Raw genomic sequence first — 22,457 nt, 5'->3', positions numbered from 1 at the left:
AGATTCACAAACCAGCTTTTTGATTAGGTTCATCCACCCTCTCCTTATGCTATATAAACAGTTCTATACTAGAACTCAATCCCCTCTTTTATCCAGATATTTCTGCCCGCAAAATAAAAAGGACATTCATCCATATAGAATAAATGTCCATCCAAAAGGTATTTATCCGCAGCATTGCAGATCAATGAGCTTCCTTACTGCATTCACAATCACTTCAGGTTCATCCCGCTGTATATAATGAGCACTGTTTTCAGCGATCACCATCTCACCCTGTGAGGAGATCTCCAGCAGTTCCCGCTGCATATCGTTCCACAATGCCTGTGATTCAGCAGAATAGTGAGCCTTCTTCCCGGCTGATAGGACAATTAGCGGCACGTTTAACCGGCGCCTCGTATCTTTCAGCTGCTGGAGGCTCTCCATAAACTCATCATAATTGCCTTCCCTGACGAATTGCTTATTGTAGGCTTCCTGAAAATCCTCCGGCATTGACGGTAGGAATCTTTCCCTGTACTCTTCAGGAGTTGAGTCAACCAGGACCAGCCCGCACACCTCATCAGGAAATTCCGTAGCATACATCCGCATGTTCCCGCCGCCAAATGAGTGGCCCACTAATAGGTAGGGCGGGGCAATCGCGGCTACAGTGAGCAGCTGTTTTAATTCTTTTACCATCTCGCGGCTAGTTCTCGGGCTGTTACTTCTTTCGCTTTTTCCGAGCCCTGCCCGGTCATAGGTGAAAACTCTCGATAGCATTGAGAGTTCTTCAAGTACCGGATCCCAGGCCTTTGAATAGTCGCCATAGCCTGCGTCCATAATGATTGTTGGATTCCCGCAGTTTCCGCCCATCAATTTGGCATATAGTTTGCAGCCCTTTATCTCTGCCATTATTTCTTTCATAAAACCCATTCCCCTCGTGTTTCTGAATGATTACCAAGAATCATTTAACAACTAACAGGCAGCTCTTCAACCAGCATGATTTGAGAATGCTATTTTTGCAGATTCTTCTTCATAAGAGATGCAATTTGCAGACCGTCATGCTGACCGGTTTGCTCCAAATGTTTTATGATTAATCCCTGCCGCTCAACGGGATGATTTTGGCTCAATTTAGCCTTTGCTTCAATTCTGGCGATCTTTATTTTAAGAGCAACAATCCCTCTGCTCATCCCCTTTATGAAATCTTGATCTATGTGCTCCAATTGATATGGGCTTTCCGGACTTTCATATTTGACGGTCAAGTCATTCAGGGTATTGAATATCTCTGATTCATCTTCAATTATCTCCAGTTTTCCGTATACATGTACAGAGACATAGTTCCAGGTCGGGACAGCCATTTTCGTTTCATACCAGGAGGGTGAAATATAACTGTGAGGGCCTTGAAAAATGGCAAGGACCTGCTGGCCCCCGGCGGTATTCCACTGATTGTTCGGACGGGCAAAATGTCCATATAAAGCATGCTCGGACTTCTTCAATGTCAGGGGAAGGTGAGTCGCATATGGTTCTCCGTTGTGCTGGGAAATGAGCGTCGCAAAGCTGTAATTCTCGATAAAACGACAAATCTCATTTTCATCATTAACCCTGAAATGCTTTGGAACATACATACTAATATCACCCCAATTGTTATAGAAGCACCTTAACCATGATCAGATCTGTTTGTTCTTCATCGCCCATATAGAATGAATGGGCTCCTGTTTGGACAAACCCCATCTTTTGATAAAAAGCAATCGCATTTTCATTCTGTTCCCACACACCCAGCCAGACTTTCTTTTTTCCCTGCTCCTCTGCCATTCCGATCGCTTTGTTCAGCAGATATTTGCCAAGCCCATGCTTCTGGAATGACTTCTTGATATAAATCCGCTCTATTTCAAGCGCTTCCTCGCCCATTTCCTCCGACTGGGCATCCTTCACATTGACCTTCAAGTATCCTGCGATCTCTTCATTGAAAAAAACAAAAAAGAACTGTGAAGACTTATGGGATAACTCTTTTATCAGCTGCTCTAAGTTATATGCCTTCTCCAGATAAGCATTCATATTTTCTGGTGAATTCTGATCTTTAAAGGTATCATTGAAAGTTTCAATGCTGATCTGCTGCAGCTGGTGTAAATCTTCCAGGGTACATCTTTTCAAATACATCGACATTTTTTAACCGCTCCTTCATTGGTCAATAGATTCTCTTGTTTCCTTTTTTCACAGATTCCCAGTCTTTTTCAACATTCTTTCTGACTCTCTGGAGAAAATGGAACATGGCTTCTGCTTCTCCTTCAGTGAATCCTTCTAATGCAACCTTGTTGGAATAATCATTTTCACTCTTGATGAAAGGGTACACACTGCTGCCCTTCTCAGTTGGATTAAGCCTCTTAATTTTCTTATTTTCAGGATCGTCCCTTTTTTCAATAAAGCCATTCATTTCAAGTTTTTTAATGGCACGGGCGGCTGTAGTCCGGTCGACTTTAATCATCTCGGCCAGCTTTTCCTGGATAATCCCGGGATTCTCACAGATCCGCACTACATACAAATACTGCCCTTTGGTAAGGCCATGCTCTTTGAATTCAATATTGCTGATTGAATCCAGGGCTCTTGCAATCATGCCTATTTCTCGAAGAATTTCCGTCATTAGTTGCTCCTTAAGCCATATTTAATGTACTGACATGAATTAAATCTAACTTATTTATGTTGCATTTACAACAAAAACCACGCCGATATAAATAAAAAATAAGCACCGCCAGCGGCAATGCCTGTTTTTCATCCATTTCACCTGCCTGATTCCTTTTCCCATTCATAAAGAATATCCGGCAAATTTTCTTCGTTCTCGAAGCCACGGCCGATAATGTTGAATCCATGCTTCTGATAGAAGCGCTGAGCATTCTCATTTACCTCAAAGGTGTATAGGGTTAGCCGGCCATCTGATTGTTCTTTTGCCCTGCTGAGCATTTCTGTTCCTATCCCTATACCCTGATAGTCAGTATGGATATAAAGCTGGCTGATTTCGGTTTTATTATAGGCGACGATGCCGACTACTTTTTCACCCGACAATGCCAGATCGATCTCACACTGGCGTGCTAGAATGTTATTTAAAAAATATATATGTTCCTCAAAGCTGTGGATTTCTTTCTGCCCAATCGCCTTCTCCTTGCTGTCCCTCCACATTTTCACGGTCTCTGAGGCATAGCGCGGGTGATACGGGATCATTTTCATTTCTTTTCTCCTGAAAATGATGCTGCAAAAATAAAATGATCATGGGGATCCCAAATATGCAGGTAATCCGCAATATAACCGCGCAGCCATATGGCGCCGTCCATGCTTCTTAGATAAAAGCCCTTCGGGAAATCATGGTCATCTGTCAGTAAGGCTGAAGCAATGGTGATGGAGCCGGTAGGTGCCTGATGACGCTGTGATAATTCTGCGGATAACCCTTCAGGCTGATCCTGATACTGCAGCCTCATGTAAGGACCCAGCTCCAGCGGACACAAACCCAGCCCCAGTTCACCCGCTCTTTGAAAAATCCGGTCCAGAGGAGCTCCCTGCTGAAAACCAAGCCCAGCCACTGTCAGTTCAACGGTTTCAATCATGTATGTTTCAGCAGAAGCCGTGAACAGATCATCAGAAAACAATCTTTCTCCATATTCGTTCATCAGGATAGAGGCTTGCTGCAATCTCTGGAGAAGCTGTTGTTTCGTCATGCCGCCCGCTTCTATTGTTCTTTTTACAATAGGGCAATCCGGGTATATTTTTAGGCTGTTAATGGCCAATGTGATCACTCCTAATCTGTGCTTTTATATATTCATATTCAATGCAGCAGGCCTATTTCCTTTTTCTATTCTCCGGACAAAAAAACAAGACAAGCGCTCAGATGGCTTGTCTTGTTTTTACCGGGTACGAAACTTCCTTGAAACATAAATGAGCAGAATGGCGGCAATCACGATTGCGGCTATTCTCCACTCCCATTCCATATTGATAATCTGGTATACCGAAAAACCTTCAATCAGGATGGCCGGTATTTTTCCAAGGGTGCTGGCAAGGAAGAACGTGAGAAAAGCGGTTTTTCCAATTGAAGCAATGAAAGTGACAAGGCCTGAAGGGACAAAAGGAAGAATTCTAAGAGCAAGAATCAGGGAGAATGCTTCCTTGCCGTCGGCTTCCAACAGTTTCTGTACTTTGGGATGGGACAGGCCGCGCATGTCCTTTAACCTTCGAAATCCTTTTCTGTAGAGGATGAAGGCAACGGCTGCCCCAGCGGCCTCACCTGCAAAAGATACAGCGATTCCTCCCCATAAACCAAATACCGCCAGATTCGCGGCAGTCAGAAAAACACTGGGTACAACCCCAAGCAGGCTGATGATAATGTTGATTATAAGGCTTAGCACCAAAGCTATATGCGTATATGACTCAAATAAATCAATGATCATTTCCTTCATACTAAATAGGCTTTCCTTCCTTATAAGGCTGTTTTGTGAACTTTGTGGCTTTTTTGATGAAAATTACTATAATAGTACAACCGAATGTAAAATATGTTAGTTCCGGAGGGGAAGGTATGGCAGGCTTTAGAGTTTTTATCTTTATATTATTAGGAATCAGCATTTTATTTGCAGCTGCATCCAAAATTTTAAAAGGTTCTGTACAGAAAGACAAGTACCTTAAAGCAGGCTTTTCAGCTTTAATGATAATCAGCATAGCCATTATCATTATCAGTCTGTTTATCGGCGGCTGGAGCGGTATGGGATATGGATTTATTGGAGTTTGTATTTTTATTGGAACTATTTTAACCGGAATTATAAATTGGCTTATGAATTCTATTCGTAATCGAAAAAAATAGCGTATACGTCAGATAGCTTTATTGCAATGGCTAAAAAAGAAAATTTAATACTTAAAACGGCTTAAAGAATGAAACAGAGGGACAAAAAATGCCCCTCTGTCCTTTTATTTCTGTTCTGCTTCCCACTTGGCAATTTCCTCACGCACAATCGGCGCAACTTCCCTGCCGAGCAATTCAATGCTTTTCATGACATCCTCATGCGGCATGCTTCCGACTGGCACATGGTGCATGAAGCGGGTAATGCCGACGTTCTTTCGAAGATCGATGATTTTTTTAGCAACAGTTTCCGGATCTCCTACATACAGGGCGCCTTCAAAGCTGCGTGCCGCATCAAAGGCTCCGCGGTCATAATGGCCCCAGCCCCGTTCTCTGCCAAGGACGTTCATGGCCTGCTGGGTCGGCGGGAAGAATTTGTCCGCTGCCTCTTCATTGCTTTCTGCCACAAATCCGTGAGAATGGGAGGCTACCTGGAGCTTGGAAATGTCATGGCCGGCTTGTGCTGCAGCCCTGTAGTACAGCTGTACGAGCGGGGCGAACTGCACCGGACGGCCGCCGATGATTGCGAGGACAAGCGGCAGTCCCAGAAGTCCGGCGCGGATGACAGAATCACTGCTCCCTCCGCTCCCGATCCAGATCGGCAATGGATCCTGGACCGGGCGCGGATACACACCGAGATTTTCAATTGCCGGACGGTGATTTCCAGCCCAAGTCACTTTTTCAGATTTCTGCAGTGCCAGGAGCAGGCCCAGCTTCTCATCGAAAAGCTCATTATAGTCCTGGAGATCATAACCGAAGAGCGGGAACGATTCAATGAACGACCCTCGACCCGCCATGATCTCAGCCCGGCCGTTCGAGATGCCGTCGAGTGTGGCAAAGTCCTGGAAGACCCGGACTGGATCGGCCGATGACAGGACGGTGACCGCACTTGTCAGGCGGATTTTTTTGGTCTGCGGCGCGGCAGCAGCCAGGACGACTGCAGGTGAAGAAGCAGCATAGTCCTTCCTGTGGTGCTCGCCGACACCGAAAACGTCCAGCCCAACTTCATCAGCCAGGATAATTTCTTCAACAACCTCGCGCAGCCGCTGTGCATGGCTTGCAGTTTCTCCTGTTTTAACGTCAGGGGTCGTTTCCACAAATGTGCTGATTCCGATTTCCATTTTCATCTCTCCCTGATCGTTTAGTCTCTATCTAATAGTGCAGCACCGGCGATGCCTGGATGTGTCATTTCGTACGGATCCAGGATCAGGTCCAGTTCTTCTTCTGTCAGGACATCATACTGCAGGCAGAGTTCCCTGACAGGGGCGCCGTTCAGGATGGCTTCCCTGGCAATCCGGGCCGCCACTTCATAGCCAATATGAGGATTGACGGCTGTGATAATGCCAACGCTTTTTTCTACATATTGCTTCATCCGGTCCTCATTTGCTTCAATCCCTTTGACACAGTGGTCGGTAAACGACTTGAAAGCATTCGTCATAATGGTGATCGACTGCAGCAGGTTGAAGATCAGCACTGGCTCCATGACATTCAGCTCCAGCTGCCCGGCTTCAGAGGCCAGTGAAATGGTTTGGTCGTTGCCGATTACCTGGAAGGCAGTCTGGTTGATCAGCTCCGGCATAACCGGGTTAACCTTGCCTGGCATGATGGAAGATCCCGGCTGCCTCGCCGGCAGGGAGATTTCCCCGAGTCCTGCCCTGGGACCTGAAGCCATCAGACGCAGGTCGTTTGCAATTTTAGACATATTGATCATACAGATTTTCAGCGCGCTGGAGACCTCTGTATATGAATCTGTATTCTGAGTAGCATCAACCAGATGCTCCGCCCCTTTAAACGGAAGGCCGCTGATATCTGCCAGATACTCAACCACTAATTCAATGTAACGGGGCTGTGCGTTCAAGCCTGTGCCGACAGCCGTTGCTCCCATATTCAATTCATACAGATGCTGCCTTGATTGCTTGATGCGCTTAATATCGCGTTCAATCACGCGGCTGTAGGCTTCAAACTCCTGCCCGAGCCTGATTGGCACAGCATCCTGCAGATGTGTCCGGCCCATCTTGATGACATGGTTAAACTGATCAGCTTTATCCATAAATGCCTTATGCATGTGCTCCATAGAAGCAATCAGCTGCTCGAGCACCTTGAGAATGGATATGTGCATCGCTGTAGGAAAGGAATCATTCGTAGACTGTGACATATTCACATGAGTGTTCGGGCTGCAGTATGGATAGTCCCCTTTTTCCCTGCCCATGATTTCAAGCGCCCGGTTTGCCAGCACTTCATTCATGTTCATATTAAAAGAAGTCCCTGCTCCCCCCTGGATCGGATCGACTATTACTTGATCATGCCAGTTGCCGGCAAGCATTTCATCTGCCGCCTGGACAACCGCGTCTCCAATGCCTGAGTAAAGAGCCTTGACCTCCACATTCGCCATTGCAGCTGCCTTCTTTACCATCGCCATCGCTTTGATCAGCTCAGGATGGATCCGGTAGCCGGTAATCGGGAAATTTTCTACCGCACGCAGTGTTTGAATCCCGTAGTACGCATGTGCAGGGACCTCTTTTGACCCCAGAAAGTCCTTCTCTATTCGAAAACCGTTTGTCTTGACTGACATCGTTGCCTCATTCCTCTTCTTTTCGCTATTTGTTTTTGATGGTGGTATATCTTATTGCTAATCCCACTCTATTGTAAATGACTTCGGTCCAATATTCATCTTTAATATCTGTTTTAGGATGGCCTTTTTTGACGGTGTTCAGCAGGTTATTTCCTTCCAGTGCGGAGGGGTAATGGCGGGGAGAATGGCACATGCTATGATGGATGGGTTAGTCGGCTGGTGCGGGGCAGAAAAAATAGCGGATTGCTACCGCGGGCTGGAGCAAGCATTATTATTACAAGCAATTGCACCCATTCCCCTTATAAGGTCTTCACAATACCAGCGTTTAAATCTTAAATTCCAATTAATATAACAAGCCTTACTTTCCCCGCTTCCCCTGCATTTTGAAAATCCGAAAAAAATTTGTTCCACGTGAAACATTGTCAGAAATTTGGAACAATCCTCCTTCTCACCCGGTTAATCCCCTTCCTGCTATGCTATACTTGAGAAAAAATGGGTATGAGAGAAGGAATGTTTTATGGATAAGCTGAATCCTAGAGCCAAAATGGATCCAGCCAAGCAGTACTTATTTATTGCGGGTATCATCCTGGTTGCTTTTAACCTTCGGCCAGCCATCACATCATTAGGGCCTCTGGTAGGAATCATCCAGGATGATGTCGGCCTGGCGCACTGGAGTGCAGGTCTTCTGATGAGCCTGCCGCTCCTGGTATTTGCGTTCATGTCTCCCCTGGTGCCAAAAATCGCTTTGCGCCTGACTAATGAGCGGACACTGCTGATCGGCCTGCTTTCCCTTTTCACCGGCATTGCTATCCGCTCGATTCCAATGGCCTTTTTTCTTTTTGCCGGGACCTTTCTGGCCGGATTAGGCATCGCTATCGGCAATGTCCTTCTGCCGGCAGTAGTGAAGGATAAATTTCCGAATAAGTTCGGATTGATGACAAGTGTGTATTCCACTTCTATGGGTTTAATTGCTTCGCTTGCATCCGGAGTAAGCGTCCCCCTGGCAGTCGATGCGAATCTTGGCTGGCAGGGCGCCCAGGCGGTATGGGCCATTCCGGTGATTGCTGCATTCACTGTATGGCTTTTCCTTTTCAGATCTCACCAAAGCAATCCTGGCACCGTCATGCCAAATCCCGGGACAGCTTCCGGGCAAATGTGGAAAACGCCTCTAGCCTGGCAGCTTGCGCTTTTCATGGGTTTTCAGTCATCCTTGTTTTATATTACGATCTCCTGGCTGCCGGAAATTCTGCAAAGCCACGGGATCAGCATCACAACGGCAGGGTGGCTGCTGTCTTTTACCCAGCTGGTAGGACTGCCGGCAAGCTTTTTCATCCCTGTCCTTGCAGGCAGATATCAATCACAGGTCTGGATTGCCTTCGCACTCAGCCTTTGTGCAGTAGCCGGCTACTGCGGGCTGCTGATTGGTTCCACCTACCCTCTCTTAATCATCAGCATCATCCTGATCGGAGTCGCACTTGGCGGCAGCTTTCCGCTCGCCCTCAGCTACATAGGACTCCGGGCCCGGAATGGCAGGCAGGCTGCTGAGTTATCAGGCATGGCCCAATCTACCGGCTATATCCTTGCCTCCATCGGACCACTTTTCATCGGCTACTTATTTGACCTGACACATTCATGGACAATGCCGCTGATTACACTGATCGGCATTTCCGCTATAGTGATGGTGTTTGGAATGCTGTCAGGTAGGAATCGTTTTGTATAATTGGATTTAGTGAAAAAGATATTATATAATCTGTGATATTGTTTAGCTGTGTATGGGGTTGCTCATTTTTACCAATGTTATAAACATCTATAGATGAGGAGATATGCATGGACAGTTTAATTGTGGATTTGTATCACGAGTATAAGAAGAATAATGGCGGACATATCTGCTATCTTTATAACCAGGAAGAAAATTATATCAATAATGCCGTTTCTTTTATCTCGGCGGGCATCAGGAATGGCGATTTCATCTTTCTTCTTGAAAATGATCGAAATCTTCGCCTGATTCAGGAAAGGCTCCATAAAGAATTTAGCACAGATCAATTATCCAACTTGCTAGTCATGAATAATTACGATTTCTATTATGCCCAAGGTAATTTCCATCCTCATATTGTGGTCAGTGAATTTTTAAAAACACTTGAACCGCATTTGGAGAAAAAGACTTCTATTAGTACTTGGGGACTCGTAGAATGGAGAGAAGACAAGGAGATTTACGAAAAATTAGCAGAGTATGAACAGATTGTCGATAAGAGTGTCAACGAAAAAGGTATCCTGTCTGTATGTGTTTATCCTGCAGGTAAGACCCCTGGTTCATTCAGGAAGGCTTTGCACAATTGCCATAATATAGTTATAAATGATGAGGAAGTCATGTACCTTTCTTAATCATATTTAACCCGGTTCCAAACCTACTGGAACCGGGTTTTTTGCTTAGTTTATCGGCTTTTTGCTTCTTTAATGTATAGATTTCTCATCCCAATCACCCTATGATACAATTAATCAACTGAATATTCGTAACATTTTAATGATCTGGCATGGAACCATATCATGCCATCGGCCAGGCAGACATTGTCAAAGGGGTTTGCTATTTTCTGTGACTCTGCATCTCTTTTGCCAGCTTCAAAATTGTTCTCTATACTGGGAGGTAAAAACAATGAGTCATTCTCGAAGAAAGGCCGCACTGATAACAGGTGCGAGCAGTGAAAATGAAATTGGTACAGCAATTTGCCGCAAGCTGGCTTCACAGGATATAGATATATTTTTTACACACTGGCATTCTGATGCTGAGTGGATTGAACAATTTCAGCAGGATATTGCTGATATTGGTGTACGCTGCGAGGCACTAAAGGTGGATCTGACAGATCCAAATGCGGCATTGGCCATCTATGAAGAAGCTGCAGGCCGACTGGGCTCTCCGTCCATCTTGGTTAACAATGCCGCTCATTCTGTTAATAATGATTATAAATCGTTAGATGCAAGCACACTTGACCTTCATTACGCGGTCAATATGAGGTCCACCTTTCTTCTGTGTGCTGAGTTTGCCCGCCGGTTTAAAGACTCAGGTTCACCGTCTGGCCGCATTATCAACATGACATCCGGTCAGGATATAGCCCCAATGCCAGGGGAACTGGCTTATGCAGCGACCAAAGGCGCCATTTCTGCTTTTACGAGATCATTAGCACAGGAGCTTGCACCGCTTCGGATTACCGTTAATGCTATCAATCCAGGTCCAACCGATTCGACGTGGATGACAGACGGTATCAGAAATCACCTCCTGCCTAAATTTCCAATGGGCCGGATTGGCACACCGGATGATACTGCACGTCTTGCTGCCTTCCTGGCAAGCGAAGATGCTGAATGGATCACCGGCCAGATTATCCATTCGGAAGGCGGGTTTATGAGGGGATGATCCTGCAGCTCAAAAAAGGTGCCTGCCCCCCTGTTCCGGGCAATGGCACCTCTTTTTTATCAATCCTTCGCCAAGTCCCTGCGATTTGCTGCCAATGGCGGCTGCTCCATCCATTCGTTTTCAATCATCAGATTTACTCCATCCTCAGATAGCTTGAGGACCTCTCCAGTAAACCGCTCATAATCAATAACCAGATCGCTTCTATTGCTCTCTGAAATGGCTATTCCATAGTTCCCGATTCCGGCATAAATCATCAGGCCAAAGTGGAACATCATTAATTTATCTGAAAATGGCGACTCGGTTGATTCGGTTACTTCCTGGTCAAAGCCCATGGGGACAGGCAATGAACACATCTCCAAGTAGCGGCTCAGAACCTTTATATGTTTCCGGGAAACTTCTTTTCCTCTTAATATATATTTCCGGACCTTATCTGATTTGGCCACCTGGCTGAAGGCTGAAGCCATACAGGTTCCTAAATGATTCGTCTGGATATTTGCATGAAGATTCGTCACCTCTGACCCGGTGAGGGATTCCCTCCTCCCCAGCCCTTCCAGAATAAAGGACTGCTTATGAACAAACTCCGTTTTTTCCGGATATGGAATGCTTGGCGGGCGCACACTCAGTCCCTTTTCCAATAACAGCTCATTGGCCTCGGTCTTTAACTCGATTGTTGAGGTTAAGCACTTGGAATAGAATGAATGAATATCAGACCGCCATGTATTCTGCAGCACCCGGCCATAAGTGGCAAGACCCCCCTTTGCCATATTGTGCATGTAGCGCAAATAAAAAACGTCGGAAAACAATCGCTTCGCCTCTAAATTCACATCTTCCTCCGTAAATCCCTGCGGAATCCGGATACCTTCTTCTGTAAAGATCCCTCTTATGATCTCCACATGCTGCTGTGACAAATCCAAAGCATGGGAACCAAGCTTTTGGATATCTTCATCTTCAATATGACGAAGAAAATACTTTAATACACAAACCGCCATACTGTCTGCCATGAAAGAAGCCCATAAATAACTCAATTCTGCGGCGGTTAGCTTCATATGATTATGATGAGTCTCCATGCCTTTTCCTCCTATTTAAGTCCATAAGGGTTATTATCTCCTGAATAAGGAGAAATATGTTTGAACACATACCTAAGGGCTAGGGGGAACAGTTCCCTTGTCCTTCCTTCTAAAAGCAAGCTCCTCCCAAGTATAAAAGACTTGGAGCCAGACACCATCTCACTTTGAAATTCATAGCCTACTAACGTAATCTGCCCTCTAGGAGTGATGTACATGTACTTTCATGATCCTTATTCTCACCGTTTCATCGTTGGCCATAGGCATAGTGTAAGATATCCATATCCCCATCATGCTGCCAGGCAAAAATCTTTTTCCAAAGAAGAAGCAGCTGCCATCGCTTTGCTGCTGGGAATCGATTTTACTAAAAGCAGGTTTGATTTAAATGAATTTTGGCTTGGTGTAAATACAGAGCTTGAGCACGGTAAGATCTCCAGCCAAACGAATGTAACAGGTGATGACCCTCTCATCACAGGAAAAATTGCCCTCGCACACCTTAACGAGTTTCCTGATTACTATAAGCGGCTAAAGGTGCTGGAGAAAGAAGCGAAGGCTTATTGGAATAAATGAGGTGCATTCCCCCACTTTCTTAAGTATCTTGGGACAGCGGGACAGGTCGCCTCACTCTTTTCTTCTATACACAGCTAAAACAAGAATAATCACCGCGCCGGCCGCAAAGCCTGCCAGGACACCCAGTGGAAATCCCCCGTTTATAAGATATACAATGAGTCCTCCAACTAAAGCCCCCACTATGATAAATATCAATCGCAAAGACATGGTTTTCACCCTTGCACCCTCCTTATTAAAAAAATGCCTGACTCCATAAGCACAGCTTGTATGCGTTTGGAGTCAGGCACCTTTTTTTTAATGCTTATTCAACAATCCAGCCAATAACCCTTTACCCAAAGCGCCTTTCCTGGCTCTTCCTTCATTCTTCCACCAGTAGGCTCTCTCCGGATTCTTAAGGACTTCCTTCACTTCGCTCTGATGCTCAACAACCGGTGCAGAACCGCGAAGCGATCTTCCTGCCGTCTCCCTGACAAACAGGGTGACAACAATAATGCCGAACAGGCACATGCCCATCAGGTAATAAGCTGGCACCATATTATTGCCGGTTACGCTCACCAGCCATGCGACCAGCAGCGGTGTTGTGCCTCCGAACAGCGACGTTGCTGTATTATACGTGATTGCCAGTGCCCCGTAGCGCACTTTCGTATAAAATAACGACGGGAGTGTTGCCGGCAGTGAGCCCTGCATAGTCGTCAGCAGCAGGCCGAGGATCAGCAATCCAAGGAAAGCGCCCATGGTGCTGCCCGAGCGGACGAGCATGAAAGCAGGGATGCTCAGGACAACCGCGCCAATCAGGCCGGCTTTCAGGATGCGGTTCCGTCCGAATTTGTCGCTCAAATGCCCCATTGCCAATACCATCGGGATCATGACGATCATCACAAGAACAAGCATCAGGAGCCCTTTCCCTTCACTGTACCCGAGCTCTTCTGACATATAAGACGGCATATAAGTCAGAACGGTATAACTCATAACATTGTAAAAAATAACAATCGCCGTACAAGTCAATAATGCTCTCCAATGTCCGGCAAAAATCTCTTTTAGCGTAACACTTTCATTCTTTTTCTCTTCAATTGATTCATTCATCGCCTCAAAAGCCGGCGTTTCACCTAAATGATTACGGAAATAGAAGCCGATGATTCCAAGCGGAGCAGCAATGAAGAACGGAATTCTCCAGCCCCATGCCGTCATCGCCTCGCTGCCAAGCATAAAGGTCAGCAGCGTAACAAGGCCGGCGCCGGCAATAAAGCCGACCAGTGTTCCAACCTCAAGGCCGCTGGCCATGAAGCTGCGTTTTTTATCAGGAGTTGTTTCGGTTATGTAGGTCATAGCCCCGGCATATTCCCCGCCGGTTGAAAAACCTTGCACAAGCCTTGCTGATAATAGTAAAATTTGAGCTGTGATCCCAATCGCTGCAAAGCCCGGGATCAAGCCGATGCTGAGCGTGGAAGCCGCCATCAGGATCATCGTAATGGCCAGCACATTCTTCCTGCCTATCCGGTCACCAAGCATCCCGAAGAACATACCGCCGAGCGGACGAGCAATAAATGCCACCGCAAACGTGGCAAACGCGTATATTAATTGAAAAGATGGGTCAATCTCCGGAAAAAACACCCTGCCCATCGTAACTGCCAAAAATGAATAGATACCAAAATCAAACCACTCCATCGCATTCCCGATGGATGTCCCCATCATGGACTTCTTCGCCATCGAACTGTCCACAACAGTAATATCTTTTGCCTCTAGTGTCTCTCGCTGTTTCTTCACATTTCCCCCTCCTAAATACTATCTAACTAACTAGCTTAGTTGGTTTTTCCCTTTATTTGGGGGTTAAAACATAAAGCAAGAAATCCGTTGTGGGCGCCGTGGATTGAAGTAGTTAATAATTAATAAAAAGGACAAACGACTGGGTTCATCCTCGGCTCAATTTAAGAACTTTTTTAAAGAAAAGCCTATTATTAATCCTGGAGCAGCACATAACATCGGAAACCAAACTGAGCCCAATAATACACCGAATAATTTCGCATCTGCTGAATACATAATTCCTACTGTAACTAAATAAGCTGAGGACACAAACGGAAGATAGGAGTAAGGTTCTCTCCCCCCTCCTGCCCCTTTAAAGGCATCCCACATTGCGAAAAAGTATAGGCATGGGTAAAACATAAGCCAGGAATAATTGGTTTCCGCTATTGCACCTTCTATATTGCCAATAAAACTCAAACGGATTATCTCATTGAAGTTAGCCATCACATTGATTAAAACTTCCAATGCAATAAATAAGAAACCTTTTACAAGCTGCCCGTTTAATACTTGGGCAAAGCCGGGCAAGGCTATACTCCATAAAATACTCTCGACAACTTTATCTTTCTTATTCATTTACCTTCTGTTTTTTGCCAGGTCTTCATGATCTGTTGCTAGAGGAGGCTGTTCCATCCACCCATTTTCTATTAATATGTTCATGCCGTCTTCAGCTAACACTCCAATTCCTGTTATCATTCTTGCGTAATCAGCTGCAAGATCCCTGCGCTGGCTGATTGCCATTGCTTCGCCATAATAACCGATGGCAGAAGAGATAAGCGATGCTATATGAAACATCATAAGCTTATCGGAAAAAGGAGGGGTCGTTGAATCGGTCACCTCAGACTCAAATGTCCTGGGAACATGCAGGTTATCTTCAGTCATCATGGAAGATAAGATTTTAAAGTGGTCGTTGCAGAGCGCCCTCGCCCTTTCCATGAACTTTTTAACATCTTTCGATCTGGCAACTTGACTGAATCCTAATTCCAGAACAATCTTTGTCATGGTTTTCTGCAGATTGAGATAGGTACCGCTTACTTCCACTGCACTTATAGGTCTTCGTTTTCCTAACCAGCCTGTCATAAAACTTTGCTTCTTAACGAATTCGACTTTCTGATGGTTGTTAAAAGCAGGTGGTTTGCTGATAATTCCTTTGTCTACAAGGGTCTTGGTAGCCCGATCATACAATTCCAAGGTTTCAGTAATCACACCAATAAAATACTTCCGCTGCTCCTCTGCTACAATATTGCCGATTGCCCCTGCGTACCTGGTCAACCCATGAACAGCCATAATATGCAAGTAAACAATCATATAGGTGTCTGTAAATAAAGCGGGTGCTTCCACTGTAACATCTTCATCAGTAAAACCCTTAGGTGTTGGATAATTTTCTTTTTTAAGAAATCCTTCAACCTTTTGCATATGCCTTTCCGTTAATTCAAGGGCATACTGCAGTACCTGAGTAATGTCTTTATCTTGTACATGATTAAGAAAATAACGAAACACACAGTGAGATAAGCTGTCATTTATATATTGACTCCAAAGGTTTGCCAGTTCCGATGAACTTAGTCTCGTGCTATGATCACTGGTTTCCACAGTCCATACCCCCTGCAAGATTTTATCTAAGGTAGTTTATCCCTATGAAAAATGTCTATACATGAACATCCCTTGAAACAGCTTCTTCAATATCCTCATCGAATCAGTAAAAACGGGCTCTTAAACGAGAATTGTTACCATTATACAGACGTTTTTGGGGATCATACTCTCCACCAAATAAAAGAGGCTGATACATTCAAAGTATCAGCCCTATTTTACCCAGTTGGTAGAACAAGTAAGAAGTTGGTAGATTATTGAGTCAAATGGTTAAATTAATCTCATAGTTGGTAGATTACTGGGCCAATTAATCGAATTCCTGGCTTTGACACTCTGGAAGGGCCTTAAATTGGTCAGGCACCGCCCTTTTCTTACTCCAACTGGCGTTTAAATACCTTACTGGCAATAAAATAAGCAATGATCATAATGCCAAGGCACCAGGCAAGTGCTGTCCAGATACCGCTGCCGACAGCCCCATTATAGAAGAGGGCACGAACTGAATTGACGATGGAAGTCACTGGCTGGTTCTCAGCAAATACCCGAACAACTTTAGGCATGGTTTCAGTGGGAACAAAAGCCGAACTGATAAATGGGAGAAATATCAACGGGTAGGAGTATGCTGTAGCCCCTTCCATTGAATCGGCAGTCAACCCTGGAATTACCGCCAGCCATGTCAGCGCCAGCGTAAACAGCAGGAGAATCCCACCCGCCGCGAGCCAATCGAAGATATTAGCATCCGGACGAAAGCCCATTATGAATGCGACGAGGATTACCACCACAATAGCAAGTGCATTGGACACAAGCGAGGTTAGCACATGAGCCCACAATATAGATGAGCGCTTAATGGGCATGGTAACGAAACGGGCCATCAGCCCGCTCTTTACATCATTAAAGAGCCTCAAGGATGTGTAAGCGACGCCGGAGGCGATCGTGATCAGCAAGATTCCAGGCAGTAAATAATTCACGTAGTTCTCCGTGCCCGTTTCAATAGCACCGCCAAATACGTAAACAAACAGCAGCATCATCGTAATCGGCGTAATGGCTACCGTGACGATTGTGTCCGGGCTGCGCATGATATTGCGCATTAATCGTCCCAGCAGTACCCCTGTTTTATTTTTCATTTCCATCTCCTCCTTTTTTGCCGATAATTGCAAGGAATATCTCCTCTAATGTCGGCTGCTTCTCAATGTATTCTACTTTTGCCTGCGGAAACATCTCCTTGAGTTCAACAAGGGTGCCCGTGGTGATGATCTTCCCGTCATGCAGGATGGCAATGCGGTCGGCCAGCTGTTCGGCTTCCTCCAGGTACTGGGTCGTCAGTAATATAGTCGTACCATTGCCGGCTAGCTCTTTGACAATATTCCAGACTTCAATCCGGGCTTCAGGATCAAGCCCTGTGGTAGGTTCGTCGAGAAAAATGACTTCTGGCTTCCCAATCAGGCTCATGGCGAGATCGAGCCGGCGCTTCATCCCGCCTGAATACTTTTCTGCCCGGCGGCTGGCCGCTTCTGTCAGACTGAATCGGGAAAGCAGATTGTCGGAGACTTCAGCTGGATTGGATACTCCCCGGAGCTTGGCAATCATCATTAAATTTTCCCGCCCGGTCAGCATGCCGTCTATTGCGGCGAACTGCCCGGTCAGACTGATACTCTGGCGGACGTGCTCCGGCTGGCGCTGAACATCAAAACCACCAATAACTGCTTTACCATCATCTGCCTTCAATAACGTCGAGAGAATATTTACAGTCGTTGTTTTGCCCGCCCCATTGGAACCCAACAATGCAAAGATCTCGCCGCGCCTCACCTCAAAATCCACCCCCTTTAAAACTTCCTTGTCTTTGAAGGATTTTGTTAACCCTTTTACAGAAATCGCTTTATGGTTCATATAGATTCCTCCTTTTTATTTGCAGCAAAAACCGAGGTCCGAGAAACAATCTGTTTTCTGCCTTCGGACAAAAAGACACAGGGCTTTGATCACATAATCTTATTCGCTACTCTGTTATACCGATTATCAGTATTACTTACTACCCGCTTAAAAAAATACTGAATAGCAGCAGTCAATCAGACCTGGCTATTCAGCAGGTTTCTAATTCAATTGTTAGATTATTGCCTATCCGCGGCCGATGGTATCATTCAGCTTCTTACGATATTTGTCATTCCAGGTTTTCTCATCCTTCACCAGCTCATCACAGAAAGCAGCAACATCCTCGCCCGTCAGATCAGTGACTTTCTTGCCTTCCGCTGCCCCTTCCTCAAAAAGGTCCAGGATGCCGGTGAAGATGCGATTCGTGCCTTTCCAATCAGTCGGACCGCCTCCAGCCGTCCACATATATTTCTGGATCGCTTTATACGCGGCAGAGTACTCGCTTGGAAGTGCCTTCGCACGCGCCTCCATCGCTTTCCATTCCCGCTTGTCATCCAGGCTGCCGATGATTTTTTCAAAAATACTCATTTCGCATTCTCCTTTTTGATTTGTTTAGTTTTCAGTTCGTCAATTTTGCCCGAGACAAAGGCCCATTTTTCCCAAAAGGCTTTGAGTTTTTCCCGGCCAGCTGCGTTTAGGGTGTAGAACTTTCTCGGCGGTCCCACAGTGGAGGGCTTTTTCTCGATATCCACCAGATTGTTTTTCTCCAGCCGCATGGTAATGGTGTAAACAGTCCCTTCAACCACATCAGTGAAGCCGAGCTGCCGGAGCTGCTGCGTGATTTCATAACCATATGTTTCGCCGCGGCTGATGATCTCAAGCACACAGCCCTCAAGCACTCCTTTCAGCATTTCCGTGATATTTTCCAATTTTTTTACCCCCGTCTATATCTCACTTGTATATTTAGTACTCTGTATAACCGGTATTCAGTAATACTTATTACTAACTATATAGTAATACCGAGTAGCGTTGTCTGTCAAGTACGTTAAAGCTGTTTGCTGCCCATTTTTGCAAAAAAGAAAAAAGCCGCCTTGCTGGCAGCTGATCGAGAATACTTTATTCATTTAAGGATGCAAATCTTTGTTGCGGATATCGACATCAATTAGAAAACAGCATCCACTGCCCTTCGGAAACAACTTCTACTGCTCCGTCAACCACTTTGATGGCCGTTTGATCATCCATTGCATAAGCTGGCCCCTTCATCCCGGCGGCCCATTTCTCTGCGGCAGCCATGGTGTTTCCCGGAAGCATCTCGTGGTCCAGATGCGGAAACATTGCAAATTCGACCAGTCCAAGCGCGGCATCACCACCGTCGGGCGGAGTCCAGCTTACAAAGTATTCCCCGATGTTAGGTGCCATCACCATGCTTCCGGCACTCATTCCCACATAGACTGCCTGCAGGGACGGCAAAAGGTCTGCCAGTCCTGACTGCTGCATCCAGTGGCTAAGGTAGAGGGCGTCCCCTCCTGACACCAGCAGGACGTCCGTCTCCCTGACAAGCGGCACCCAGCGGTCTTCATCGATGCTTGGGAGAGCTGTGAGCTCCAGCACACCGATCGACTTCCAGCCCAGATCGACCATGGAATTACCGGGACTTCCGCTGATGAACTCCCAGGCTTTGACACCGGGGCCGACCCAGGGGTGCCCATACATGGCGGTTGGGATGCATAAGGCCGTTGAGTCAGCGACCGGTTTGCCCAGCATATCGACAAGTGCATCGTTTATGCTCTTATTATTAACGCCGCCAGAAGTAAGCAGAAACTTCATAACATCGCTCCTTGCGGTTTAATTTCAGGAACCCCCCCACCATTAGTTGTCCTTAGCCGCAGCAGAAATCTGCCACATCACACCAAATTTATCACTAACCTGCCCATATAAAGGGCTCCAAAAAGTCTCCTGGAGCGGCATGTCCACTTTCCCGCCATCCTGAAGCTTAGCGAATATCCCCTTCGTCTGCTCTAATTCATCTGCGATAAGAGCAATCGTCACCTGGGAACCAATTTGGTAAGGCTGGCCAGGAAATGTGTCAGAAAGCATTAAATCCATATTCCCTACCTTCAGGTGAGCGTTCAGTACCCGGTCCTTTACTTCAGGCGGGGAAGGGAATTCCGGGTTGTCAGGCATATCACCAAACGTCTGGACGGAAACCACTTCTGCATTTAAAGCATCTTTGTAAAAACTCACTGCCTCTTGACCATTCCCGTTCATTACTAAGTACGGATACATCGACTTAATCATCCTCACACCTCTTCACCTAAATTTAATTGGCAGAATCACCATTCTTATATTTCAATAGGCTGCTGAAAATACCTTCCTAAAAATTGTTCATTTTAAGAAAGGTATTTCTCCCAAAGCAAATGCTCTATATCTTCCACTCCGCTCACTTCTTTCCTGAACCATTCCATATTTCCAGCAAACTTCGACGAACAAGAAAATTCAATTCTTGCTGCACGATTTCCCTGGATACATCTGATTGTCCCTCTGTAACCGGGCGGCTCCTTCAGACTTTCCTTGTATGTCCCGACACAGGTTACCATTTCATATTGATAGTCGATAGCAAGTGAATCAAAATACTTCTTAGATACAACCTCTTTTATTTGCCTGTATGTAAACTCATCCAATCCCCATCGGATTACACTGTCACCATCAGGAAGCTCTACCTTCAATTTAAGGTATCTTCCAATGTGGTCCTTTGACACCTCAAGAATCTGAAAGTTATCTAAGTTCATAAGCAGGGCCGTACCTCCTTCTGCATAATGATTGTTTAAATGGGAAAAAGACACTCTCTATATACTTTCTACGTATTTATTGTCAGCCCAGCCATTGCTGATTGTATGCCACGATTCCAAGTATCGCCCCAACACCTGCCACCCAATGCTAAACCGATCCCTGCCCACATAACTTCTGTTTTCTTTTTATTAGGACCCAAAATAAAAGCCCCCCAACTTCCTATCTTTATTTACTTTAGGTAAAAATCAGAATACATTTTCACCAGAACTATAGCGGAGGTGTATCTTACGCATCAAGCCATAACTGAATATATTCCTGGATGATCCGATTCTTATCCCAATTCTTTTGGAAAAAAGGAAAGATTTCATTTTGATAGACAGCCAAGCCAAATAATGGCGCAATTCTTTGAACGTTCAGGTACTCTTTGCGCAGGTCTTCCTCTAAACCCCACTCTGCCCAGCAGCTTAAGTACGCTTCCAGCAATTCATCCGCGAACTCTTCAGAAAAAAGTTCGGCTGCCTCATTTAAAAACACAGTGACGCTTAAGAAAGGATGTGACAAAGAGCTGTCTGACCAGTCATAGATAATGGGCAGCCCTTCCTCGAGCCAAGGGGACAGGTCCCTTGGCCCAGATCCACTAAAAGAAGGATTTTCCCAGCTTTCAGTACCATTTACAAACCTGGGACAGGCCCCTAATTTAGAGTGCTTTTTGAAAAAGAGCTACTTCTCTTGAACCGTTTTATCAGTACTATCGTGTATTTTTTTCAGCGTATTATTGATGTTATTCAGGCTCAACAATATAAAACCAAGCATGATAAAAGTTACAATCTCCCGCGTGAAAAAAGACACAACTCCTAAAATTACGAAATATAAACTATACCACCAGTTGCTCATTAGAAAGCCTCCTCATTTTTGAGCCGAGGGGACAGGTCCCTTGGCTCAGCCCACAGACCTGCACCATATCTCCTGTTGTAATGATTCCTCAGCTTATTAAAGACGCTGCTCCTCAATCAAATCAATATTCCTCTTATGTATGGCATAATCCTGAATTTGCTTTCCTATGTTTGCATAGAGCTGAATATCTCCAAGCCGCGATAATGCTATCCACTTTACGCCCGTCTGATTAGGGTCTGGCTGTTCTGGAAGCCTTGCAGCCGAGCCGCTCAGTTTAGTACATTCAAACATCATCACCAGGGTATGGACCGGCCCATATTTTTCGCCATTCAAATGCGGTGCATATTCATAGACAAAGGCCAATGGGCCGACCTCCACTTCTATGCACGCTTCTTCTTTAGCTTCTCTTTTAACAGCATCTGTTATAGTCTCGCCAGGCTCCACACCTCCTGCAGGAAAATCATACAAGATACCCCTGTTTGGATCGCTATATTCTGTCAGCAGAATTTTGTCCTGCTCGATAATGACTGCACCTGCTTTAACTCTTATATGATAGGACAATCTCTCTGTCTCCTTCCCTTAAACTACCGCACTTCCCCTTGAAAGACATAGGGAGCTGACTGACCCAGCAAATACCTGATCCCATTTTTATGATATGGCATCATTTCATCAGCAGTTTCTAAACTTACCCATCTTACTTCTGCTATCGTTTCAGTATCTTGTATACTGATCTCGCCGCTTATGACTCTTGCTTTGAATGTAATAAAAACGGCATGTTGATCATGATTTATCATCATCGCTTCATTTACAGAAATTATGTCATCAACCTCAATCGTCAGGCCTGTTTCTTCTTTAGCTTCCCGAATAGCTGCTTGCGATAGAGTTTCTCCTGCTTCAACCGAACCGCCCGGCAAAGACCAGTTATCATATTTAGAATTCTTAACAACCAATACCTTCTCCTGTTTTTCGTCAAAGATAAATGAATAGACTACATCTACTCTTTCCATGAACACACTCCTTTTTTCTGCCTTACATACCTTCTCTAACACGCAGAACAATTCCTTCTTTTAC

At 45.4% G+C, this 22,457-nt stretch carries 29 protein-coding genes; 5 read left to right on the top strand and 24 right to left on the bottom strand.

From position 1 onward, the window contains the following. Nucleotides 1–162: 162 nt before the first annotated feature. The 7 genes from Q9R36_RS12370 to Q9R36_RS12340 form a co-directional block, all read right to left on the bottom strand. On the bottom strand, nucleotides 163–903 hold the full coding sequence (locus tag Q9R36_RS12370; protein WP_101548681.1) for an alpha/beta fold hydrolase: 741 nt from the start codon (nucleotides 901–903) through the stop codon (nucleotides 163–165). An 80-nt stretch (nucleotides 904–983) separates the two neighbouring features. Further along, nucleotides 984–1,595, bottom strand: a complete 612-nt coding sequence (locus Q9R36_RS12365; RefSeq protein ID WP_094767891.1) for an FMN-binding negative transcriptional regulator — start codon at nucleotides 1,593–1,595, stop codon at nucleotides 984–986. A 19-nt stretch (nucleotides 1,596–1,614) separates the two neighbouring features. Beyond that, nucleotides 1,615–2,133, bottom strand: a complete 519-nt coding sequence (gene paiA, locus Q9R36_RS12360) for a spermidine/spermine N(1)-acetyltransferase (protein ID WP_022544576.1) — start codon at nucleotides 2,131–2,133, stop codon at nucleotides 1,615–1,617. Nucleotides 2,134–2,155: 22 nt separating this feature from the next. Continuing rightward, entirely contained in the window at nucleotides 2,156–2,608 is a 453-nt protein-coding gene (locus Q9R36_RS12355) for a MarR family winged helix-turn-helix transcriptional regulator (RefSeq protein ID WP_129613139.1), read from the bottom strand. Between the two features lie 137 nt (nucleotides 2,609–2,745). Next, a complete protein-coding gene (locus Q9R36_RS12350; protein ID WP_129613138.1) occupies nucleotides 2,746–3,189 on the bottom strand; it encodes a GNAT family N-acetyltransferase in 444 nt (147 codons plus the stop codon). Further along, on the bottom strand, nucleotides 3,186–3,674 hold the full coding sequence (locus Q9R36_RS12345; RefSeq protein WP_240684180.1) for a helicase: 489 nt from the start codon (nucleotides 3,672–3,674) through the stop codon (nucleotides 3,186–3,188). The genes Q9R36_RS12350 and Q9R36_RS12345 overlap by 4 nt, the downstream gene beginning before the upstream one ends. 186 nt (nucleotides 3,675–3,860) lie before the next feature. Beyond that, nucleotides 3,861–4,409, bottom strand: coding sequence for a VTT domain-containing protein (locus tag Q9R36_RS12340; RefSeq protein WP_094767887.1), 549 nt, complete (start codon nucleotides 4,407–4,409; stop codon nucleotides 3,861–3,863). 116 nt (nucleotides 4,410–4,525) lie between these two features. On the opposite strand from Q9R36_RS12340, the gene Q9R36_RS12335 reads away from it, so the two are divergent. Further along, on the top strand, nucleotides 4,526–4,807 hold the full coding sequence (locus Q9R36_RS12335; protein WP_165352626.1) for a YesK-like family protein: 282 nt from the start codon (nucleotides 4,526–4,528) through the stop codon (nucleotides 4,805–4,807). Nucleotides 4,808–4,911: 104 nt separating this feature from the next. Here the strand turns inward: Q9R36_RS12335 and Q9R36_RS12330 are convergent, their stop codons facing one another. Both Q9R36_RS12330 and aspA read right to left on the bottom strand, forming a co-directional pair. Then, nucleotides 4,912–5,964: an LLM class flavin-dependent oxidoreductase gene (locus tag Q9R36_RS12330; protein ID WP_311225198.1), complete on the bottom strand. Its 1,053-nt coding sequence runs from the start codon at nucleotides 5,962–5,964 to the stop codon at nucleotides 4,912–4,914. 20 nt (nucleotides 5,965–5,984) lie between these two features. Continuing rightward, nucleotides 5,985–7,415 (bottom strand): aspartate ammonia-lyase, encoded by a 1,431-nt coding sequence (gene aspA, locus Q9R36_RS12325; RefSeq protein WP_009794546.1) that lies wholly within the window; start codon nucleotides 7,413–7,415, stop codon nucleotides 5,985–5,987. Nucleotides 7,416–7,932: 517 nt separating this feature from the next. On the opposite strand from aspA, the gene Q9R36_RS12320 reads away from it, so the two are divergent. From Q9R36_RS12320 to Q9R36_RS12310, 3 genes are all read left to right on the top strand, one after another. Next, nucleotides 7,933–9,135, top strand: coding sequence for a CynX/NimT family MFS transporter (locus Q9R36_RS12320; protein WP_129613133.1), 1,203 nt, complete (start codon nucleotides 7,933–7,935; stop codon nucleotides 9,133–9,135). Nucleotides 9,136–9,242: 107 nt separating this feature from the next. Further along, entirely contained in the window at nucleotides 9,243–9,797 is a 555-nt protein-coding gene (locus Q9R36_RS12315; RefSeq protein WP_094767882.1) for an MEDS domain-containing protein, read from the top strand. Between the two features lie 268 nt (nucleotides 9,798–10,065). After that, complete coding sequence (locus tag Q9R36_RS12310) at nucleotides 10,066–10,821, top strand: SDR family oxidoreductase (RefSeq protein ID WP_311225197.1); 756 nt, start codon at nucleotides 10,066–10,068, stop codon at nucleotides 10,819–10,821. Nucleotides 10,822–10,880: 59 nt separating this feature from the next. On the opposite strand, the gene Q9R36_RS12305 is transcribed toward Q9R36_RS12310, so the two are convergent. Further along, a complete protein-coding gene (locus tag Q9R36_RS12305) occupies nucleotides 10,881–11,888 on the bottom strand; it encodes a DUF3231 family protein (protein ID WP_311225196.1) in 1,008 nt (335 codons plus the stop codon). A 213-nt stretch (nucleotides 11,889–12,101) separates the two neighbouring features. Between Q9R36_RS12305 and Q9R36_RS12300 the strand changes: the two genes are divergently transcribed. After that, the gene (locus Q9R36_RS12300) at nucleotides 12,102–12,455 is read left to right on the top strand and encodes a DUF5661 family protein (protein WP_101548667.1); all 354 of its coding nucleotides are present in this window, start codon (nucleotides 12,102–12,104) and stop codon (nucleotides 12,453–12,455) included. Between the two features lie 51 nt (nucleotides 12,456–12,506). On the opposite strand, the gene Q9R36_RS12295 is transcribed toward Q9R36_RS12300, so the two are convergent. From Q9R36_RS12295 to Q9R36_RS12230, 14 genes are all read right to left on the bottom strand, one after another. Then, nucleotides 12,507–12,671 (bottom strand): hypothetical protein, encoded by a 165-nt coding sequence (locus Q9R36_RS12295; protein ID WP_180827315.1) that lies wholly within the window; start codon nucleotides 12,669–12,671, stop codon nucleotides 12,507–12,509. Nucleotides 12,672–12,749: 78 nt separating this feature from the next. Beyond that, a complete protein-coding gene (locus Q9R36_RS12290; RefSeq protein WP_009794555.1) occupies nucleotides 12,750–14,162 on the bottom strand; it encodes an MFS transporter in 1,413 nt (470 codons plus the stop codon). A 213-nt stretch (nucleotides 14,163–14,375) separates the two neighbouring features. Then, complete coding sequence (locus Q9R36_RS12285) at nucleotides 14,376–14,828, bottom strand: hypothetical protein (RefSeq protein ID WP_253618887.1); 453 nt, start codon at nucleotides 14,826–14,828, stop codon at nucleotides 14,376–14,378. Then, the gene (locus Q9R36_RS12280; protein ID WP_253618889.1) at nucleotides 14,829–15,842 is read right to left on the bottom strand and encodes a DUF3231 family protein; all 1,014 of its coding nucleotides are present in this window, start codon (nucleotides 15,840–15,842) and stop codon (nucleotides 14,829–14,831) included. A 368-nt stretch (nucleotides 15,843–16,210) separates the two neighbouring features. After that, a complete protein-coding gene (locus Q9R36_RS12275) occupies nucleotides 16,211–16,960 on the bottom strand; it encodes an ABC transporter permease (RefSeq protein WP_311225195.1) in 750 nt (249 codons plus the stop codon). After that, complete coding sequence (locus Q9R36_RS12270) at nucleotides 16,950–17,723, bottom strand: ABC transporter ATP-binding protein (RefSeq protein WP_094767874.1); 774 nt, start codon at nucleotides 17,721–17,723, stop codon at nucleotides 16,950–16,952. Before Q9R36_RS12270 ends, Q9R36_RS12275 begins: the two co-directional genes overlap by 11 nt. Nucleotides 17,724–17,948: 225 nt before the next feature. Beyond that, on the bottom strand, nucleotides 17,949–18,290 hold the full coding sequence (locus Q9R36_RS12265) for a DUF1048 domain-containing protein (protein ID WP_009794560.1): 342 nt from the start codon (nucleotides 18,288–18,290) through the stop codon (nucleotides 17,949–17,951). After that, nucleotides 18,287–18,631 (bottom strand): PadR family transcriptional regulator, encoded by a 345-nt coding sequence (locus Q9R36_RS12260; protein ID WP_009794561.1) that lies wholly within the window; start codon nucleotides 18,629–18,631, stop codon nucleotides 18,287–18,289. Before Q9R36_RS12260 ends, Q9R36_RS12265 begins: the two co-directional genes overlap by 4 nt. A gap of 229 nt (nucleotides 18,632–18,860) precedes the next feature. Beyond that, nucleotides 18,861–19,529: a Type 1 glutamine amidotransferase-like domain-containing protein gene (locus Q9R36_RS12255; RefSeq protein WP_311225194.1), complete on the bottom strand. Its 669-nt coding sequence runs from the start codon at nucleotides 19,527–19,529 to the stop codon at nucleotides 18,861–18,863. Nucleotides 19,530–19,571: 42 nt separating this feature from the next. Further along, nucleotides 19,572–20,000, bottom strand: a complete 429-nt coding sequence (locus tag Q9R36_RS12250) for a VOC family protein (protein ID WP_101548653.1) — start codon at nucleotides 19,998–20,000, stop codon at nucleotides 19,572–19,574. A gap of 92 nt (nucleotides 20,001–20,092) precedes the next feature. Then, nucleotides 20,093–20,491: a hypothetical protein gene (locus Q9R36_RS12245; protein WP_248138070.1), complete on the bottom strand. Its 399-nt coding sequence runs from the start codon at nucleotides 20,489–20,491 to the stop codon at nucleotides 20,093–20,095. Nucleotides 20,492–20,777: 286 nt separating this feature from the next. After that, a complete protein-coding gene (locus Q9R36_RS12240) occupies nucleotides 20,778–21,053 on the bottom strand; it encodes a hypothetical protein (RefSeq protein ID WP_148949982.1) in 276 nt (91 codons plus the stop codon). Between the two features lie 429 nt (nucleotides 21,054–21,482). Continuing rightward, complete coding sequence (locus Q9R36_RS12235; protein ID WP_101548649.1) at nucleotides 21,483–21,947, bottom strand: NUDIX domain-containing protein; 465 nt, start codon at nucleotides 21,945–21,947, stop codon at nucleotides 21,483–21,485. Between the two features lie 23 nt (nucleotides 21,948–21,970). Further along, nucleotides 21,971–22,393 (bottom strand): NUDIX hydrolase, encoded by a 423-nt coding sequence (locus Q9R36_RS12230; protein ID WP_170939458.1) that lies wholly within the window; start codon nucleotides 22,391–22,393, stop codon nucleotides 21,971–21,973. Between the last annotated feature and the right edge of the window lie 64 nt (nucleotides 22,394–22,457).

Source organism: Bacillus sp. AG4(2022) (genome assembly GCF_031844465.1).
In the GTDB taxonomy this organism is placed as follows: Bacteria; Bacillota; Bacilli; order Bacillales; family Cytobacillaceae; genus Bacillus_AB; species Bacillus_AB infantis.
The sequence above is the reverse complement of the archived record's forward strand: the minus strand, read 5'-3'. Positions and strand labels throughout refer to the sequence as shown.